This is a genomic window from Marmoricola sp. RAF53 (assembly GCF_052114005.1).
Classification (GTDB): Bacteria; Actinomycetota; Actinomycetes; order Propionibacteriales; family Nocardioidaceae; genus Marmoricola.
Genome location: NZ_JBFRDX010000025.1, coordinates 35215 through 49387, shown reverse-complemented (window position 1 = coordinate 49387; position 14173 = coordinate 35215). Strand labels below are relative to the sequence as shown.

The window sequence follows — 14173 nt, the reverse complement described above, 5'->3', positions numbered from 1 at the left end:
CCCCATGCCTGAAATCACCCGTGACGAGGTGCGTCACCTGGCGGACCTCGCCCGGATCGAGCTCGACGACGCCGAGCTCGACCACCTCGCGCCCCAGCTCTCCGTGATCCTGGAGAGCATCGCCTCGATCGCCGAGGTCGCCGCGGCGGACATCCCGCCGACCTCGCACGCGATCCCGCTGACGAACGTCTTCCGCGAGGACGTCGTCCGGCCCTCGCTGACCGCCGAGCAGGCGCTCTCCGGCGCCCCGGCCAGCGAGCAGCAGCGGTTCTCCGTGCCGCGGATCCTGGGAGACGAGCAGTGAGCGACCTGACCAAGAAGAGTGCCGCCGAGCTCGCCGCGATGCTCGCCGCCGGCGAGACGACCAGCGTCGCGATCACCCAGGCCTGCCTGGACCAGATCGACGCCGTGGACACCGACATCCACGCCTTCCTGCACGTGGACGCCGAGGGCGCGCTCGCCCAGGCGGCCGCCTCCGACGCCCGCCGCGCCGCCGGTACGCCGGCCTCGCCGCTGGACGGCGTCCCGGTCGCGGTCAAGGACGTCCTGGCCACCGAGGGCCTGCCGACCACCTGCGGCTCGAAGATCCTCGACGGCTGGATCCCGCCGTACGACGCCACCGTCGTCAGCCGCCTCAAGGAGGCCGGCCTGCCGATCCTCGGCAAGACCAACATGGACGAGTTCGCGATGGGCTCCTCGACCGAGCACTCGGCGTACGGGCCGACCCGGAACCCGTGGGACACCGACCGGATCCCGGGCGGCTCCGGCGGCGGCTCGGCGGCCGCGGTGGCCGCCTTCGAGGCGCCGCTGGCGCTCGGCACCGACACCGGCGGCTCGATCCGGCAGCCGGGCGCGGTCACCGGCACGGTCGGCCTCAAGCCCACCTACGGCGGCATCTCCCGCTACGGGCTGGTCGCGATGGCGAACTCGCTCGACCAGGTCGGCCCGGTCACCCGCACGGTCCTCGACGCGGCCCTGCTGCACGAGGTCATCGGCGGCCACGACCCGCTCGACTCCACCAGCATCGACCAGCCGCTGCCCGCGCTCGCCGACGCCGCCCGCCAGGGCGCCGCCGGCGACCTCGCCGGGGTGCGGATCGGCGTGATCAGCGAGCTGCGCGGCGAGGGCTACCAGGCCGGCGTGGAGCAGCGGTTCGACGAGGCCGTCGCGCTGCTCACCAAGGCCGGTGCCGAGGTCGTCGAGGTCTCCTGCCCGAGCTTCGTGCACGCGCTCGCGGCGTACTACCTGATCATGCCGAGCGAGGCGTCCAGCAACCTGGCCCGCTTCGACGCGATGCGCTACGGCCTGCGGGTCGTGCCGGACGGCGACCCGAGCGCCGAGGAGGTCATGCGGGCGACCCGCGACGCCGGCTTCGGTGACGAGGTGAAGCGCCGCATCATCCTGGGTACCTACGCGCTGTCCAGCGGCTACTACGACGCCTACTACGGCCAGGCGCAGAAGGTGCGGACGCTGATCAGCCGCGACTTCGAGGCCGCCTTCGCGAAGGCCGACGTGCTGGTCTCGCCGACGGCGCCGACGACCGCGTTCAAGATCGGCGAGAAGCTCGACGACCCGGTGGCGATGTACCTCAACGACGTCGCCACCATCCCGGCGAACCTGGCCGGCATCCCGGGCCTCTCGCTCCCGGCCGGGCTGGCGCCCGAGGACGGCCTCCCGGTCGGCTTCCAGGTGCTGGCGCCCGCGCTCGCCGACGACCGGCTCTACCGGGTCGGGGCAGCCCTCGAAGCGATGCTCGAGAAGGAATGGGGCGGCCCGCTGCTCGCCCAGGCCCCGGCCCTGGGAGGTGCCCGATGACCGAGACCCTGATGTCCTACGACGAGGCGATCGCCGCGTTCGACCCCGCGATGGGCCTGGAGGTCCACGTCGAGCTGAGCACGAACACGAAGATGTTCTGCGGCTGCGCGGTCGACTTCGGCGCCGAGCCGAACACCCAGACCTGCCCCACCTGCCTCGGCCTGCCGGGCTCGATGCCGGTGGTCAACGGCAAGGCCGTGGAGTCGGCGATCCGGATCGGCCTCGCGCTGAACTGCGAGATCGCGGAGTGGTGCCGGTTCGCCCGGAAGAACTACTTCTACCCGGACATGCCGAAGAACTTCCAGACCTCCCAGTACGACGAGCCGATCGCCTTCGACGGCTGGCTCGACGTCGAGGTCGACGGCGAGACCTTCCGCGTCGAGATCGAGCGGGCGCACATGGAGGAGGACACCGGGAAGTCGCTGCACGTCGGCGGCGCGACCGGTCGCATCCACGGCGCCGACTACTCGCTGGTCGACTACAACCGCGCCGGGATCCCGCTCATCGAGATCGTCACCCGCCCGATCGTGGGCGCCGGCGCGAAGGCCCCCGCGGTGGCGCGCGCGTACGTCGCCACGCTGCGCGACCTGCTCCTCGGGCTGGACGTCTCCGACGTGCGGATGGAGCAGGGCTCGATGCGCTGCGACGTGAACCTGTCGCTGGCACCGAAGGGCAGCGCTGATCCTGTCAGCGGCAAGCCGGTGCTGGGCACCCGGACCGAGACCAAGAACGTGAACTCGCTGCGCTCGGTCGAGCGGGCCGCGCGCTTCGAGGTCTGCCGGCAGGCCACGCTGCTGACCGCGGGGGAGTCGATCCTGCAGGAGACCCGGCACTTCCACGAGGACACCGGCGTCACGACGTCGGGCCGGGAGAAGTCCGACGCCGACGACTACCGGTACTTCCCGGAGCCGGACCTGGTCCCGGTGGCGCCGAGCCGCGAGTGGGTCGCGGAGCTGAAGGCCGCCCTGCCGGTGCCGCTGCGCGAGCAGCGCGCCCTGCTGCAGGCGGCGTGGGGCTTCACCGACCTGGAGATGCGTGACGTCGTCGCGGCCGAGGCGGTCGGGCTGATCGAGCAGACCGTGGCCGCCGGGTCGTCCCCGCAGGCCGCCCGCAAGTGGTGGGTCGCCGAGCTGACCCGCCGCGCCAACGAGGACGGTATCGAGCTGGCGGCACTGCCGATCACCCCGGCCCAGGTCGCGGCGATCCAGGCGCTCGTGGACAGCGGCTCGATCAACGACAAGCTGGCCCGCCAGGTCTTCGACGGCGTCCTCGCCGGCGAGGGCGAGCCGGACGCCGTCGTCGCCGCCCGCGGCCTCGCGATCGTCTCCGACGAGGGTGCCCTCGGCGAGGCCGTCGACCGGGCGATCGCGACGAACCCGGACGTGGCGGAGAAGATCCGCGACGGCAAGGTCGCCGCCGCCGGTGCCTTGATCGGTGCCGTGATGAAGGACATGAAGGGCCAAGCCGACGCCGGCCGGGTCCGCGAGCTGATCCTCGAGAAGCTCTCCTGACAGCGGCTGGACCGGGCGGGAGGACCGCCCGGTCCGCGGTGTTAGGGTCAACCGTTCCCCGCCCTGGGGAACGAGCACCAACACACCACGTCCGTGGATGGGGAAAGCCGGTCGAATTCCGGCACTGACCCGCAACCGTAGGTCGCGCCCGAGCAGTCGGGGCGACGAGTCGGAACACCCGCCGCTGACGTCCTCGCAACAGTCGCTGTCGTGGAGAGCAGCGGGTGGCGGTCGCCTCCCGCTCCTGCAGCGGGAAGGACCACTCATGAACCCCCTCCGTCGTACCGGAGCCCTCGTCGCCTCCGCGGCCCTCGCCGTCTCGGGTGTCACGCTGCTGACCGGCGCCCCCGCCCAGGCCGCCGTCCCGGGCTCCGCAGAGGCTGCCTCCACCTGGTTGGTCGGCCAGCTCACCAACGGACTGATGCACTACCCGGACACCGGTTTCGGGGCGTACGACGACCACGGGCTCTCGATCGACGCCGCGTTCTCGCTCCAGGCGATCGGCGGTCACGACAGCACGGTGACCGAGGTCAAGGACGCGATCGCCGACTCGGTCTCCGCTGACGCCTACATCTCCGGGGAGGCCTTCGGCGACACCGGCAGCACCTACGCGAACGCGCTCGCCAAGACGGTCGTGTTCGCCCAGCAGACCGGCGCCGACGCGACCGCCTTCGGCGGCAAGAACCTCATCACCCGGCTCGAGGCCCAGGTGACCGGCAGCGGACCCTCGACCGGCCGCATCTTCGACACCAGCACCTTCGGCTCGGACTACGCGAACACGTTCGGCCAGGCCTTCGCCGCCCGTGGTCTGGCCACCGCCGGATCCGCCCAGGCGGCACCGGTGCTCGCCTTCCTGCTGAAGCAGCAGTGCTCCGCGGGCTACTTCCGGCTGCTCCCGACGGCGAGCAAGTCCGCGACCGACCAGACCTGCGACGGCGGCAGGGCGGCCGGCAAGAGCGCCCCGGACCCGGACGCGACCGCGACCGTCGTCCTCCAGCTCGCCGCGATGCGGTCCAACCCGGCCGTGGCCTCGGCGCTGGGCCGGGCCGGCAGCTGGCTGCTCTCGGCCCAGAAGGCCGACGGCTCGTTCGGCGGTGGCGCGACCACCGAGGCGGCCAACGCCAACAGCACCGGCCTGGCCGCCCGCGCCCTCGCCGCGCTGGGGGACTGCACGCACGTGGCCCGGGCCGCGTCCTGGGTGAAGTCGCTCCAGGTCGCCCCGGGCACGACCGGCCCGCTGGCCGGCGAGGTCGGCGCGATCGCCTACGACCAGGCCACCCTGGCCACCGGCACCAGCAACGGGATCACCGATGCCGCCCGGGACACCTGGCGGCGGACCACCTCCCCGGCGGCGGCCGGCCTGCTGGCCCTGCTCGGCGATGCGCCCGGCGCCGGGGTCAGCGGCCCGACCGGCTTCGTGCGGGGTGGCAGCACGCAGAAGCTCTCGCTCACCGGGATCCCCGCGGGCGTGCGCACCTGCCTGACGACGTCGCGCGGCAACCGGGTGGTCGTCGGGACCGGCTCCACGATCAGCGTCCCGGTCGTCGTCCCGGCGCCGACCGGTGACGTCGCCTACCGCCTGACCGCCGCCGGCGGCGCCACGACCGGCACGGTGCACGTGCTCGGCCCGAAGACCCTCCCGGTCGTGCTGTCGCGGTCCACGGTGCACCGCGGCAAGCGGGTCGGGGTGACCGTGCGCGGGCTCGCGGCGGGGGAGCAGGTCTCGCTGCGGCTGCGCGGCGTCGTGGTCCGCACCGGTCACGCCAACGCGAAGGGCGTCTTCGTCCGGTACCTGACCGTGTCCGGGAAGCCGGGCAAGGCCCGGATCACCGCCACCGGTCAGTTCGCTGACATCCGCCGCGGCACGAAGACCGTCAAGGTCGTCCGCTAACCACGCTCAGGAGCCCGGCGACACCAGCAGGATCCGGTCGTCGCCGGGCTTCGGCGTTCCCCGGCCGTCCCGGTTCGAAGTGGTGACCCAGAGGTTGCCGTCGGGGGCGACCACGACGGTCCGCATCCGGCCGTGCTCGCCGACGAAGAAGTCCTTCGGGGCGGTCGCGCGGGCGCCGTTCGCGTCGACCCGCCACAGCCGTTCGCCGCGCAGCGACGCGAGCCAGAGGTGGCCGTCGGTCCAGGCGAGGCCGGACGGGGAGGCCTCGTCGGTGTGCCAGACGACCTGCGGGTTCCGGAAGCCGTCGGCCGTGCCCTTGCCCTCGACCTGCGGCCAGCCGTAGTTGACGCCCTTCTGGATCAGGTTGAGCTCGTCCCAGGTGTTCTGGCCGAACTCGGAGGCCCAGAGCCGCCCGGCGTCGTCGAAGGCCAGGCCCTGCACGTTGCGGTGACCGAGCGACCAGACCGGCGAGCCGGGGTCCGGGTTGCCCGGGGCGGGCTTGCCGTCCTGGGTGATCCGCAGGATCTTCCCCGCCGGCGAGGAGGCGCGCTGGGCGAGCTCGGGCCGGCCGGTCTCGCCGGTGGAGACGTAGAGGTAGCCGTCCGGCCCGAAGGCGAGCCGGCCGCCGTCGTGGATGAAGCCGCGCGGGATCCCGGTGAGCACCGGGGCGGGGGAGCCGATCCGGGTGCCGTCGAAGGTGAACCGCAGCACCCGGTTGTCGTCGTCGGTGGAGGCGTAGACGAACACCCGCCGGTCCTGGGCGTACGTCGGCGACACCGCCAGCCCGAGCAGCCCGGACTCGCCGTTCGCCACGGTCTCGTCGATCCGGCCGACCGGGGTCACCGTGCCGTCGGCGACGTGCAGCACCCGGCCGCTGTCGCGCTCGGTGACCAGGGCGGAGCCGTCGGGCAGGAAGCCGATGCCCCAGGGGACCTCGAGGCCGCGGGCGACGGTGCCGAGCACGCGCGGCGGTCGCCTCGGGGAGGGCGACAGCGTGGTCGCGGGCTCGGTCGGCTGCGGCGACGCGGTGGCCGGGTCGGACCCGCGCGAGGACGGCGGGAACGAGTCGTCGCCGCCGCACCCGGCGAGCCCGAGAAGGGACCCAGCCAGGGACACGGCCAGGCCCGCGGTGAGGGCCGGTGCCAGGAGCCGTCGCATGGACCCCACCGTAGAGGGGGAGCGGTCAGTCGACGCGGTCGAGCAGGTCGAGCAGCAGCTCGTGCACCTCGACCGGCTTCTCCATCGCCACGAAGTGGGTGGCGTTGAGCTCGACGAACTCGGCGCCCTCGATGCGGTCGGCGGCGGTCCGCATGTCGTGGGCGGAGGCGAGCACGTCCCAGCGCCCGGCCACGAAGGTGGTAGGCACGGCGATGCTGCGCAACGAGACGCGGACGTGCCGGGAGGTCTCGACGGCGAGGTGCATGTACCAGTCGACCGGGATCTGCAGCATCTCGTGCACGGTAGCGGCGGTGAGCTCGACGTCGGCCACCGGGAGCATGAAGCCGCTGTGGCTGAGCAGGGCCACCGCCTTGGGGCCGATCGGGAGGTGGCGCGCGACCGGGGTGAGCGGCTTGCCGAGCAGCTTCATCAGGCGGGCCGCGCCGACGGTGATCGCGGCCCGGGCGAACCGGGGCACGTGCAGCGGGGCGAGCATGGAGGCGAAGGTGCCGCCGGGGACGCCGGCCACGGCGAACAGCGCGTCGACCCGGTGCGGGTGCAGCGTGGCGAGCTCGAAGGCGGTGTTCACGCCCATCGACCAGCCCATCACCGGGCACGAGTCCACGCCGGCGTCGTCGAGCACGGCGAGGGCGTCCTCGACGAAGGTCTCGATGCCGACGTGGTCGGTGTTCTCGGGCCGGGCGGAGCCGCCGGTGCCGCGGTGGTTCCAGGAGATCACCCGGACGCCGCAGTCGGGGTCGAGCAGCGCGGGCCACGCGTAGGGGTTGGTGCCGAGACCGTTGCAGAGCAGGACGGTCGGGCCGTCGACGTCGTTGGTCCAGGCGGTCAGCTCGGTGCCGTCGTACGCGGTGACGGGGTAGAAGCGGAGTGCGAGCGCGCGCTCGGAGTCCTCGGCGCTGAGGTCGGGGACGAGGCGCAGACCCGGTGCGGGGTCCGACAGCGGTGCGGACATGGATCGAGTGTGCCCCACCCCCGCTGCGTGAGGGGGGATTCGTGGCTCAGGTCACCACGGCTGGGGCGTGTCGACCCGCCCCAGGAAGGCGGCTCAGGAAGGCGGCCCAGGAAGGCGGCCCAGGAAGGCGGCTCAGGAAGGCGGCTCAGCCGACGCGGCGTACCGGGACGGCCAGGGCGGGCTCGGCGGCCGCTGCGGTCTCGTACCGCGCCAGGTAACCGGCGATGAAGCTCTCGACCTCGAGACGTTCGTGACGGCGCGCGGTCAGGACCGTGCAGGCCGCCATCGCGTTGCGGCGGGCCTGCTCCTGGCTGCGGCTCGACCAACGTGCCACGAGGCCCAGGGGTGAAGCGGCGATCAGTGTGCTCATCCGGGCTCTCCTCCCTTGTGCTGGTGCCCCCGAACCTAGGCAGTCGGTGGTACGTCGCGGTCACGCCTGCGTGACGGCTGTGTGAACAAGTGCGCACGTCCCGTGCCTCTTGAGGTCGGACGCCCGAGGGGAGCATGCTCGGCAGATGAACGCGACGATCCTCATGGTCGGGACCAGGAAAGGACTGTGGGTCGGCACGTCCGACTCGCGCCGTACGACGTGGGAGTGGTCGGGTCCGCACTTCGACATGACCGAGGTCTACTCGGTCATGGTCGACACCCGTGGCGACCGGCCGCGGCTCTTCGCCGGCGCGTCGTCGCCGTGGACCGGCCCGATGATCCAGGTCTCCGACGACCTCGGGCAGACCTGGCGGCCGACCTCGGGGGCGCACTTCCCCGAGGGCGCCGGCGCGTCTGTCGAACGGATCTGGCAGCTCGTCCCCGGCGCCACCCCGGGCGTCGTGTACGCCGGCACCGAGCCCGGCGCGGTGTTCCGCTCCGACGACGGCGGCGAGCGGTTCGAGCTCGTCCGCGGGCTCTGGGACCACCCGCACCGTCCCGAGTGGGGAGCCGGGTTCGGCGGCCAGGCCTTCCACACGATCCTGCCGCACCCGACCGACCCGGACTCGGTGACCGTCGCGATCTCCACCGGTGGCTGCTACCAGACCGCCGACGGCGGCAGCACCTGGGAGCCGCGCAACGACGGCGTGATCGCCCTGTTCCTGCCGGAGGGCGAGCAGTACCCCGAGTTCGGCCAGTGCGTGCACAAGGTCACCCGGCACCCCGACCGGCCCGATCGCCTGTACCTGCAGAACCACGGCGGCGTCTACCGCTCCGACGACCACGCGGCGTCCTGGCAGTCGATCGCCGACGGGCTGCCGTCGGACTTCGGCTTCCCGATCGTGGTGCACCCGCACGAGCCGGACACCGTCTTCGTGTTCCCGATGAACGGCGGCGACGGCCGCTACCCGCCGGGAGGGCGGGCCCGGGTCTGGCGCTCGCGCGACGCCGGCGACAGCTGGGAGCCGCTCGACGACGGGCTGCCGGACAGCTTCTACGTGGCGGTCATGCGCGACGCGATGACCGTCGACGACCACGACGAGACGGGGATCTACCTGGGGGCCCGCAACGGCGCCGTCTGGGCCTCCGCGGACGGCGGCACGAGCTGGGACCAGGTGGTCGCGAACCTTCCGGACGTGATGACCGTCCGGGCCGCCGCGGTCTGACCGGACGCGCGCCCGGGCGGTGCTCGGGGGTCGCCCGGGGGTCGCAGGGCGAACACCCGGGACGGCGTCACGGCCGGTCGGGAACAATGGGGCCCATGACGCAGCAGACCCCCGACATCAAGCCCCGTTCCCGCGACGTCACCGACGGCCTCGAGAAGGCCGCCGCGCGCGGGATGCTCCGGGCGGTGGGCATGGGCGACGAGGACTTCGCCAAGCCGCAGATCGGGGTCGCCTCGTCCTGGAACGAGATCACCCCGTGCAACCTGTCGCTGGACCGGCTCGCCAAGGCCGTGAAGAACGGCGTGCACGCCGCCGGCGGCTACCCGCTCGAGTTCGGCACCATCTCGGTCTCCGACGGCATCTCGATGGGCCACGAGGGCATGCACTTCTCGCTGGTCAGCCGCGAGGTCATCGCCGACTCGGTCGAGACCGTGATGATGGCCGAGCGCCTGGACGGCTCCGTGCTGCTGGCCGGCTGCGACAAGTCCCTCCCCGGGATGCTGATGGCGGCCGCCCGCCTCGACCTCGCCAGCGTCTTCCTGTACGCCGGCTCGACGATGCCCGGAAGCGTGGACGGCCACGACGTCACGATCATCGACGCCTTCGAGGCCGTCGGCGCCTGCCTCGCCGGGAAGATCACCCGCGAGGAGGTCGACAAGATCGAGCGCGCGATCTGCCCGGGCGAGGGCGCCTGCGGCGGCATGTACACCGCCAACACGATGGCCTCGGTCGCCGAGGCCCTCGGCATGTCCCTGCCCGGCAGCGCCGCCCCGCCGGCCGTCGACCGTCGCCGCGACGGGTTCGCGCACCGCTCCGGCGAGGCCGTGGTGGCCATGCTGAAGCAGGGCATCACCGCGCGCCAGATCATGACCAAGCCGGCCTTCGAGAACGCCATCGCCGTCGTGATGGCGCTGGGCGGCTCGACCAACGCGGTCCTGCACCTGCTCGCGATCGCCCGCGAGGCCGAGGTGGACCTGACCATCGACGACTTCAACCGGATCGGCGACAAGGTCCCGCACCTCGGCGACCTCAAGCCGTTCGGCCGCTACGTGATGAACGACGTCGACAAGATCGGCGGCATCCCGGTCGTGATGAAGGCGCTGCTCGACGCCGGGCTCATGCACGGCGACACCCTCACGGTCACCGGCCGGACGATGGCCGAGAACCTGGAGGCGCTGAACCCGAAGCCGTTGGACGGCGACGTGCTGCGCCAGCTCTCCGAGCCGATCCACGCCACCGGGGGCATCACCGTCCTCAAGGGGTCGCTGGCCCCCGAGGGCGCCGTGGTCAAGAGCGCGGGCTTCGACGACACCACCTTCACCGGCACCGCGCGCGTCTTCGACGGCGAGCGGGCCGCGCTGGACGCGCTGGCCGACGGCGTCATCCAGCCGAACGACGTGGTGGTGATCCGCTACGAGGGCCCGAAGGGCGGCCCGGGGATGCGCGAGATGCTCGCGATCACCGGCGCGATCAAGGGCGCCGGGCTCGGCAAGGACGTCCTGCTGATCACCGACGGCCGGTTCTCCGGCGGCACCACCGGCCTCTGCGTCGGGCACATCGCGCCCGAGGCCGTCGACGGCGGTCCGATCGCGTTCGTCCGCGACGGCGACCCGATCACCCTGGACGTGGCCGGCAAGACCCTCGAGGTGACCATCGACGAGTCCGAGCTCGCGGCCCGCAAGGAGGGCTGGGTGCCGAACCCGCCGAAGTACACCCGCGGCGTCCTCGGCAAGTACGCCAAGGTCGTGCAGTCAGCGGCCCACGGCGCCGTCTGCGGCTGACGGTTTCGAGACGGTCGCTGCGCGACCTCCTCAACCAGCGGTGGCGGCCGCGGCCCGGCGGAGCGCGTCCAGGCTGCGTCGTACGTCCTCCGCGGTGGTCGACCAGTTGCTCACCGCGATCCGGACCACGGCCCGGTCGTGCCAGCGTGACCCGCTCATCCAGGCGGTCCCGTCCTCCAGCAGGGCGCGGACCACGGCCTGGGTGAGCTCGTCGCTGCCGAACGCCACGCAGACCTGGGTGAACTCCACGTCGTTGAGGACCTCGGCACCGGGGATCTCCGCGACGCCGTCGCGGAACTGGGCCGCGAGCGCGCAGAACCGCTCGACCAGGTCGGCGACGCCGTCGCGTCCCAGCGCCCGCAGCACCGCCCAGACCGGGAGGGCGCGGGCGCGCCGGGAGGACTCCGGGACGGTCTCGAACTGGTCGCCGCCCTCGTCGGTGATCAGGTAGTCGCCGGCCATCGACATCGCCGAGCGCAGCGCAGCGCGGTCGCGGACGATCGCGATGCCGCAGTCGTACGGGACGTTCAGGGTCTTGTGCGCGTCGGTGGTCCAGGAGTCGGCGTCCTCGTAGCCGCGGACGCGGTCCCGGGTGGCGGGGGAAGCGGCGGCGAAGAGCCCGAAGGCGCCGTCCACGTGGACCCACGCTCCCGCCCGGTGCGCGACCGCGACGGCCTCGGCGAAGGGGTCGAACGCGCCCGAGTGCACGTTGCCGGCCTGGAGCACGACCACGACCGGCCCGCCGACGGCATCGGCGAGAGCGGCCTCCAGGGCCGTCACGTCGATCCGGCCCTGGTCGTCCGCGTCCACCACCTCCGGCGTCCCCAGGCCCAGGTAGCGCAGCGCCAGGTCCACCGTGTCGTGCCGCTCGCGACCGACCAGCACGCGCACCCGCGGGGAGCCGGTCAGGCCTGCGGTGCCGACGTCCCAGCCCGCCCGGCGGAGCACCGCGTCGCGGGCAGCCGCGAGGCAGGTGAAGTTCGACATCGTCGCGCCGGTGACGAACCCGACGGCGGCCTCGGCGGGCAGGCCGAGCAGGTCGAGCAACCAGCCCCGGGTGACGTCCTCGACGGCGCTGTGCGCCGGGGTGACCTGGCGGAGGAAGGAGTTCTGGTCCCACGCCGAGGCCAGCCAGTCGGCGCCCAGCGCGGCCGGGTGCGCCCCGCCGATCACGAAGCCGAAGAAGCGCGGCGAGCCCATCGCGACCAGGCCCGGCTCGCAGGCCGTGGCGAGCAGGTCGACGACCCCCGCGGCCGGGGTGGGCCCGTCGGGAAGGTCGGTGCCGAGCGCCGCGGTCACCTCGGCGACCGGTGCGCGCGCCGGCACCGCACGCTCGGGGAGAGTGTCGAACCAGGTGAGCGCGTTGGCGTGCGCCCGCGCCAGGGCGGCGTCGGTCTCGTTCATGACCCGAGTCAACGCCTCCTGCCCCGCCGCGGACCAGACCCGGCGACGAGTATTACGTTTGAGATACCGGCCAGGGGGTAGACGTGTAACGCACCCCCGACGAGTCCACGGTCACACAGCTCGGCCACCAGGACTCTCTCGCCAAGGAGCATTCCGATGCCCTCGGTCACCCCGTCCGCGCCCCTGCCTACCCACGAGCCCGATCCGGAGTCCGAGATTCGATCGGACGAGCGGGCCGAACGCACCCGGGCGCTCTTCGCCCGGGCGGCCGAACAGCCGCCCGGTGCCCGCCACGAGCTGTACGACGAGATCGTGCTGCTCAACCTGCCGATCGCCGACGCGCTCGCCCGCCGGTACGCCGCCCGCGGCCTGGCGCTGGACGACCTCACCCAGGTCGCCCGGCTCGCCCTGGTCCGGGTCGTCCCGCAGTTCCGCCAGGAGTTCGGCCGGGATTTCCTCACCTACGCCGTGCCCAGCATCCTCGGGGCGCTGCGCCGGCACTTCCGCGACACCGCCTGGACGGTCCGTCCGCCGCGCCGGGTGCAGGAGGCCCAGCAGCTGTTGCGGCAGGTCCGTCCCGACCTCGTCCAGCGGCTGGGGCGGGAGCCCACGATCGCCGAGGTGTGCGCCGAGTCCGGTCTCGAGGAGGAGACCGTCGTCGAGGCACTCAACGTCGACGGCTGCTTCACGCCCGCCTCGCTGGACCGGGTCGTCGGCACCGGTGACGACCACGACGCCTCCTCGCTCGGCGACTTCCTGGGCGCCGAGGACCCGGAGCTCGACCGCTGCGAGGCCCGGCTGCTGATCGAGCCGCTGCTGGCCGCCCTGGACCCGCGCGACCGCCGCGTGCTGCACCTGCGGTTCGTCGAGGGCATGACCCAGCGCGAGGTCGGTGAGCAGATCGGCGTCACGCAGATGCAGGTGTCGCGGATCCTCAGCCGGGTCCTCGCCACGATGCGTGCCCGTCTCGGGGAGCTGGCGGAACCGGCCGCCTGACCGACGTCCGCGGCGCGGACCCGGCTCACGCAGCCCGGGCCGCGCCGCGGTCAACCTCCGTCGGCGTCCGGGCCCTCAGAGTGCGAAGAACGCGTCCCCGCGGTCGACCGACACCTGCCCGTGCGACCACGCCCCGGCCAGAGCCTTCTCCAGGCGAGCCGTCGACCAGCCGGCCAGCTCGGGACGCCCGGCGAGCTCGGCCGCGGTCCGGGGGCCGGTGGTGCGCAGCAGGTCGTGGAGCCGGGCCCGGTCGGCCGCTGCGTCGTACCCAGTATCCTCGGGCTGGTTCATCACCCGTCGATACCCAGACCCTGCCACCGAAAACCCGTGAGGAGAGAGCGTGCCCGATCTCAGTCGTGGCCCCGCCGAGGACTTCGCCGAGATGGCACTGCGGCTCCATGACGAGCCCGGGGTCGAGGAGACAGTCGACCTGGTCCTGGAGTACGCGCTGAAGGCGGTCGGCTGCGACTTCGCCGGCGTGATCTTCGTGCACGGGGGCACCCAGGTGGAGACGATCGCGGCGACCGACCCGCTCGTCGAGCGGCTCGACGAGATCCAGATGGAGCACGGTGAGGGGCCGGACCTGGACACCCTGGAGGACCGGCTGAGCATCATCGTCGACGACACCGCCACCGAGACCCGGTGGCCCGGGTGGGCGGCGCGGGTGGCTTCGGCCGGGATCAGGAGCCTGCTCAGCACCCGGCTCTACACCGCCGGCACGGTGATCGGCACGCTCAACCTGTACTCCGTGAAGCCGCGGCAGTTCGACGTCGACGACCAGGAGGTCGCGCACATCCTGGCCCGGCACGCCGCCGTCGCGATCGGGACGGCGCGCAAGGAGGAGAACCTCTGGCAGGCCGTCGACGCCCGCAAGCTGATCGGGCAGGCGCAGGGGATCCTGATGGAGCGCTTCGACCTCACCTCCGACCAGGCGTTCGCGGTGCTGCTGCGCTACTCCCAGGACAACAACATCAAGCTCCGCAAGGTCGCCGAACGGCTGGTGGAGACCCGCCGGCTACCGTCCTGACGTCGGTGCCGTGAGGCACGCT

General features: G+C 72.9%; 13 protein-coding genes. 8 read left to right on the top strand and 5 right to left on the bottom strand.

What is annotated here, in order from left to right; translation table 11 throughout:
* Positions 1-4 precede the first annotated feature (4 nt).
* The 4 genes from gatC to AB4Y76_RS18040 all read left to right on the top strand — a co-directional run bounded on the left by gatC (position 5) and on the right by AB4Y76_RS18040 (position 5217).
* Positions 5-304, top strand: a complete 300-nt coding sequence (gatC, locus tag AB4Y76_RS18055; protein WP_441927799.1) for an Asp-tRNA(Asn)/Glu-tRNA(Gln) amidotransferase subunit GatC — start codon at positions 5-7, stop codon at positions 302-304.
* Positions 301-1815 (top strand): Asp-tRNA(Asn)/Glu-tRNA(Gln) amidotransferase subunit GatA, encoded by a 1515-nt coding sequence (gene gatA / locus AB4Y76_RS18050; RefSeq protein WP_441927797.1) that lies wholly within the window; start codon positions 301-303, stop codon positions 1813-1815. The genes gatC and gatA overlap by 4 nt, the downstream gene beginning before the upstream one ends.
* On the top strand, positions 1812-3326 hold the full coding sequence (gatB, locus tag AB4Y76_RS18045; RefSeq protein WP_441927795.1) for an Asp-tRNA(Asn)/Glu-tRNA(Gln) amidotransferase subunit GatB: 1515 nt from the start codon (positions 1812-1814) through the stop codon (positions 3324-3326). The genes gatA and gatB overlap by 4 nt, the downstream gene beginning before the upstream one ends.
* A gap of 265 nt (positions 3327-3591) precedes the next feature.
* Positions 3592-5217 (top strand): hypothetical protein, encoded by a 1626-nt coding sequence (locus tag AB4Y76_RS18040; protein WP_441927793.1) that lies wholly within the window; start codon positions 3592-3594, stop codon positions 5215-5217.
* A gap of 6 nt (positions 5218-5223) precedes the next feature.
* Here the strand turns inward: AB4Y76_RS18040 and AB4Y76_RS18035 are convergent, their stop codons facing one another.
* The 3 genes from AB4Y76_RS18035 to AB4Y76_RS18025 all read right to left on the bottom strand — a co-directional run bounded on the left by AB4Y76_RS18035 (position 5224) and on the right by AB4Y76_RS18025 (position 7718).
* A complete protein-coding gene (locus tag AB4Y76_RS18035; protein ID WP_441927791.1) occupies positions 5224-6375 on the bottom strand; it encodes a PQQ-dependent sugar dehydrogenase in 1152 nt (383 codons plus the stop codon).
* A gap of 25 nt (positions 6376-6400) precedes the next feature.
* A complete protein-coding gene (locus tag AB4Y76_RS18030) occupies positions 6401-7348 on the bottom strand; it encodes an alpha/beta fold hydrolase (protein WP_441927789.1) in 948 nt (315 codons plus the stop codon).
* A 145-nt stretch (positions 7349-7493) separates the two neighbouring features.
* Positions 7494-7718 carry a hypothetical protein gene (locus AB4Y76_RS18025; RefSeq protein WP_441927787.1) on the bottom strand — a complete coding sequence of 75 codons (225 nt, stop codon included), beginning with the start codon at positions 7716-7718 and terminating at the stop codon, positions 7494-7496.
* A gap of 145 nt (positions 7719-7863) precedes the next feature.
* Here AB4Y76_RS18025 and AB4Y76_RS18020 point away from each other — a divergent pair, with 145 nt between their 5' ends.
* Both AB4Y76_RS18020 and ilvD read left to right on the top strand, forming a co-directional pair.
* The gene (locus AB4Y76_RS18020; RefSeq protein WP_441927785.1) at positions 7864-8943 is read left to right on the top strand and encodes a WD40/YVTN/BNR-like repeat-containing protein; all 1080 of its coding nucleotides are present in this window, start codon (positions 7864-7866) and stop codon (positions 8941-8943) included.
* Positions 8944-9038: 95 nt separating this feature from the next.
* Entirely contained in the window at positions 9039-10724 is a 1686-nt protein-coding gene (gene ilvD, locus AB4Y76_RS18015; RefSeq protein WP_441927783.1) for a dihydroxy-acid dehydratase, read from the top strand.
* 30 nt (positions 10725-10754) lie between these two features.
* On the opposite strand, the gene AB4Y76_RS18010 is transcribed toward ilvD, so the two are convergent.
* Positions 10755-12128, bottom strand: coding sequence for a pyridoxal phosphate-dependent decarboxylase family protein (locus AB4Y76_RS18010; RefSeq protein ID WP_441927781.1), 1374 nt, complete (start codon positions 12126-12128; stop codon positions 10755-10757).
* Positions 12129-12284: 156 nt separating this feature from the next.
* Here AB4Y76_RS18010 and AB4Y76_RS18005 point away from each other — a divergent pair, with 156 nt between their 5' ends.
* Complete coding sequence (locus tag AB4Y76_RS18005; RefSeq protein ID WP_441927779.1) at positions 12285-13124, top strand: sigma-70 family RNA polymerase sigma factor; 840 nt, start codon at positions 12285-12287, stop codon at positions 13122-13124.
* 75 nt (positions 13125-13199) lie between these two features.
* Here the strand turns inward: AB4Y76_RS18005 and AB4Y76_RS18000 are convergent, their stop codons facing one another.
* Positions 13200-13415 carry a hypothetical protein gene (locus AB4Y76_RS18000; protein WP_441927777.1) on the bottom strand — a complete coding sequence of 72 codons (216 nt, stop codon included), beginning with the start codon at positions 13413-13415 and terminating at the stop codon, positions 13200-13202.
* Between the two features lie 49 nt (positions 13416-13464).
* Here AB4Y76_RS18000 and AB4Y76_RS17995 point away from each other — a divergent pair, with 49 nt between their 5' ends.
* Positions 13465-14151 (top strand): GAF and ANTAR domain-containing protein, encoded by a 687-nt coding sequence (locus tag AB4Y76_RS17995; RefSeq protein WP_441927775.1) that lies wholly within the window; start codon positions 13465-13467, stop codon positions 14149-14151.
* Positions 14152-14173 lie beyond the last annotated feature (22 nt).

What these genes read in the sequence shown, in the direction of transcription:
- gatC (WP_441927799.1), top strand. Translation starts at nt 5, where the DNA reads ATGCCTGAAATCACCCGTGACGAGGTGCGTCACCTGGCGGACCTCGCC.
- gatB (WP_441927795.1), top strand. Translation starts at nt 1,812, where the DNA reads ATGACCGAGACCCTGATGTCCTACGACGAGGCGATCGCCGCGTTCGAC.
- AB4Y76_RS18040 (WP_441927793.1), top strand. Translation starts at nt 3,592, where the DNA reads ATGAACCCCCTCCGTCGTACCGGAGCCCTCGTCGCCTCCGCGGCCCTC.
- AB4Y76_RS18035 (WP_441927791.1), bottom strand. Translation starts at nt 6,375, where the DNA reads ATGCGACGGCTCCTGGCACCGGCCCTCACCGCGGGCCTGGCCGTGTCC.
- AB4Y76_RS18030 (WP_441927789.1), bottom strand. Translation starts at nt 7,348, where the DNA reads ATGTCCGCACCGCTGTCGGACCCCGCACCGGGTCTGCGCCTCGTCCCC.
- AB4Y76_RS18025 (WP_441927787.1), bottom strand. Translation starts at nt 7,718, where the DNA reads ATGAGCACACTGATCGCCGCTTCACCCCTGGGCCTCGTGGCACGTTGG.
- AB4Y76_RS18020 (WP_441927785.1), top strand. Translation starts at nt 7,864, where the DNA reads ATGAACGCGACGATCCTCATGGTCGGGACCAGGAAAGGACTGTGGGTC.
- ilvD (WP_441927783.1), top strand. Translation starts at nt 9,039, where the DNA reads ATGACGCAGCAGACCCCCGACATCAAGCCCCGTTCCCGCGACGTCACC.
- AB4Y76_RS18010 (WP_441927781.1), bottom strand. Translation starts at nt 12,128, where the DNA reads ATGAACGAGACCGACGCCGCCCTGGCGCGGGCGCACGCCAACGCGCTC.
- AB4Y76_RS18005 (WP_441927779.1), top strand. Translation starts at nt 12,285, where the DNA reads ATGCCCTCGGTCACCCCGTCCGCGCCCCTGCCTACCCACGAGCCCGAT.
- AB4Y76_RS18000 (WP_441927777.1), bottom strand. Translation starts at nt 13,415, where the DNA reads ATGAACCAGCCCGAGGATACTGGGTACGACGCAGCGGCCGACCGGGCC.